A 2,687-nucleotide genomic window follows, 5' to 3' on the forward strand; every position below is an offset into this window, starting at 1 on the left:
CGCCTCGTCCTGCCCGGCGGTGTTGTCCTTCTCCAGGGTCGCCCGGATGGACTCGTAGTCGCCGAACTCCTCGAGGATCTGCGCCTCGGTCCAGCCGAGGGCCTTGAGCAGGACGGTGACGCTCTGCTTGCGCTTGCGGTCCACGCGCACGCCGACCTGGTCGCGCTTGTCGATCTCGAACTCGAGCCAGGCGCCGCGGCTGGGGATGACCTTGGCCGAGAAGATGTCCTTGTCGGAGGTCTTGTCGAGCGAGCGCTCGAAGTAGACGCCCGGGGAGCGAACGAGCTGGGAGACGACGACGCGCTCGGTGCCGTTGACGATGAAGGTGCCGCGCGGGGTCATGAGCGGGAAGTCGCCCATGAAGACGGTCTGGCTCTTGATCTCGCCGGTCGAGTTGTTGATGAACTCCGCGGTGACGAAGAGGGGCGCGGAGTAGGTCATGTCCTTCTCCTGGCACTCCTCCACCGTGTACTTCTGCTCCTCGAACCGGTGGTCGCGGAAGCTCAGCGACATGGAGCCGGAGAAGTCCTCGATCGGGGAGATCTCCTCGAAGATCTCCTCCAGACCCGAGGTCATGGGGATGTCGTTGCGACCCTCGGCCTTGGCCGAGGCGACGCGCCCCTGCCAGGCCTCGTTGCCGAGCAGCCAGTCGAAGCTCTCGGTCTGCAGGGCGAGCAGGTCGGGAACCTCGAGAGGCTCCCTGATCTTTGCAAAGCTCAGACGGCCGGAAGCCGTCCGAGCGCTGGACACAGTCTTCTTCGCAGTGCGCGAGGCAGCCAAGGATTGGTCCTTCCACGGGCCTGTTGGGCGGGCTGGTTCGGGCGACCACCAGCGCCTGCCTCGGTGCAGCACGAAGTCGCGGTGTCAATCACGTCGGGTCCGGCGGGAGATGACGTGCGCGTCAACGTTCAGCGGTGAGCGGGAGCAGGTGCAGGGCAGCGCAAAGCGACAGCATACACAGCGCGGGCGCCCGGAACAAGTCGCCGACGGCTCTCGTCCCGTCGGTCTCGTGGGGCTCCCCGCCGGGCCGTCGGCCCGAGGTCCTGAGCACCACCGCCGGGATCGGCCGTGCGTTCGGAAGTACTGTGCGCCTTTCCGGCCTCCGCGTCAAGCGGGCCGGCCGAAGTGGCGCGGGAACGACCACGGGCGGGGCCCCACCGGCTGCTGCCGGTGCGACCCCGCCCGTGGCGAGGGAGCGTGCCGGACCGTGCGTGCACGGCCCGGACGGGCTCACTTGAGCGTGACGGTGGCGCCAGCGCCCTCGAGCTGCTCCTTGGCCTTGTTCGCGGCGTCCTTGTCGACCTTCTCCAGGACGGGCTTGGGGGCGCCGTCCACGAGGTCCTTGGCCTCCTTGAGGCCCAGGGAGGTCAGCGCACGGACCTCCTTGATGACCTGGATCTTCTTGTCGCCGGCGGACTCGAGGATGACGTCGAACTCGTCCTGCTCCTCGGCGGCGGCGGCGTCAACGCCACCGGCGGCGGGCGCACCGGCGGCCGCGACGGCGACCGGCGCGGCGGCGGTGACCTCGAAGGTGTCCTCGAAGGCCTTGACGAACTCGGACAGCTCGATCAGGGTCATCTCCTTGAACTGGTCAAGGAGCTCCTCGGTGCTCAGCTTCGCCATGTTGGCGTCCTTTCTACTTCGTGCCGTGAGTGGCGTGTCGGGGTTGTGCTGCTGACCGTGGGTGCGGTGCACCCGGGTGGTCAGCTGTCGTCGCCACCCTCGGCGGCGTCAGTGGTGGCCTCGGCCGCAGCCTCGGCCGGTGCGGCGTCGGCGGAAGCCTCGGCCACGGGGGCGGGACCGCCCTGCTCCTCGACCTTCGCACGCAGCGCGTCGACGACCCTGGCGGTCTGCGACAGCGGCGCGGCGAAGAGGTAGACGGCCTTGCTCAGGTTCGCCTTCATGGCGCCGGCGAGCTTGGCCAGCAGGACCTCGCGGGACTCGAGGTCCGCGAGCTTGGTGATCTCCTCGGGGCTCAACGGCTTGCCGTCGAGGACACCCGCCTTGATGACCAGGGCCGGGTTGGCCTTGGCGAAGTCACGCAGGCCCTTGGCCGCCTCGACCGGGTCACCGGTCACGAAGGCGATGGCCGTGGGGCCCACCAGGTGCTCGTCGAGGCCCTCGATACCGGCCTCGGCAGCTGCCCGCTTGGTCAGCGTGTTCTTCACCACGGCGTAGGTGGCGTGCTCGCGCACGGAGCCGCGCAGCTGGGTGAGCTGGCTCACCGTCAGGCCGCGGTACTCCGTCAGCACGGCCGCGCCGGAGCTGCGGAACTTCTCCGTCAGCTCGGCAATGGCTGCGGCCTTCTCGGGCGTCGCCATGTGTGGCCTCCTTCGTCACGTGGTGCCGGCTACCCCCGGGCCCCCGGACGAGAACGAGCCCCGGCGCAGGCGCGCGGGGCTCGGTAGTCTGCGGCTCCCGGGAGGCCCGGTCGTGCAGCGGCTTCGCATCTCCTGCGCTGGACGCCCCGTCGTGGGGACCTTCGGCCGACGCTTCCCGCTGCTCTCGCACCAGGGCACGCCGACGACCGGCGGTCATGGGTATGGCTCCACGGTACGGCATACCCGCGCGCCCGCCCAAATCGCCCCGCGGGCGTCCGCATCCGCCCCGGACGCGAGGACGCCCCCGGCGACCGTGGTCGTCGGGGGCGTCCGCTCAGCGTGCCGGGTGGCGCGTCGTCACTCCGT

The 2,687-nt window shown here is 70.0% G+C and carries 2 protein-coding genes and 1 pseudogene; all 3 read right to left on the minus strand.

Features of this window, described 5'->3' with window-relative positions; translation table 11 throughout:
• Positions 1 to 780 (minus strand): annotated as a pseudogene (locus ACTUAL_RS09220) (DNA-directed RNA polymerase subunit beta); the annotation flags it as partial.
• Between the two features lie 450 nt (positions 781 to 1,230).
• Complete coding sequence (gene rplL, locus ACTUAL_RS09225; protein WP_440899955.1) at positions 1,231 to 1,623, minus strand: 50S ribosomal protein L7/L12; 393 nt, start codon at positions 1,621 to 1,623, stop codon at positions 1,231 to 1,233.
• An 80-nt stretch (positions 1,624 to 1,703) separates the two neighbouring features.
• The gene (gene rplJ / locus ACTUAL_RS09230; RefSeq protein WP_440899956.1) at positions 1,704 to 2,321 is read right to left on the minus strand and encodes a 50S ribosomal protein L10; all 618 of its coding nucleotides are present in this window, start codon (positions 2,319 to 2,321) and stop codon (positions 1,704 to 1,706) included.
• Positions 2,322 to 2,687 lie beyond the last annotated feature (366 nt).

It is taken from the genome of Actinosynnema sp., assembly GCF_052038725.1.